Consider the following 371-nt stretch of genomic DNA (forward strand, 5'->3'; position numbering starts at 1 on the left):
TGTTCTCACCCCTCAGGACGGACGACCATCAGGCGTGGCCAGAAAGCTGCGAAATGATCGCGCCCGGATGCTTGGTAGCCGGCGCCGCCGTTGCGATCAGTGCCTGGGGTACAGATCGTCGATGGCAACACCACCAACCGAAATCAGCAGGGCCTCTGTGGATGCCATCGCTGCGGGGTCGGCCTCTACGGTCAGGATGTAACGGCCGCCCAGAACGACGTTCTGGAACTTGCTCTCGTACGTTTCGGCCTGCTCGCCGCGCGGTTCGTGATCTCCGCTGACGAAGTTGCCGCACACGGCACCCGCTTCGTCACCCTGGTACGAGAGCGCCACGCAATCGCGTGCCAGGCCGGACCGCAGCACGGTCTGCC

General features: G+C 64.4%; 1 protein-coding gene. It reads right to left on the reverse strand.

The genetic code is table 11. From position 1 onward, the window contains the following. Positions 1 to 96: 96 nt before the first annotated feature. On the reverse strand, positions 97 to 371 hold a 275-nt coding region (locus RVY79_RS17975; protein ID WP_317465882.1), incomplete at its 5' end, for a hypothetical protein.

It is taken from the genome of Chromohalobacter sp. HP20-39 (assembly GCF_033052815.1).
In the GTDB taxonomy this organism is placed as follows: domain Bacteria; phylum Pseudomonadota; class Gammaproteobacteria; order Pseudomonadales; family Halomonadaceae; genus Chromohalobacter.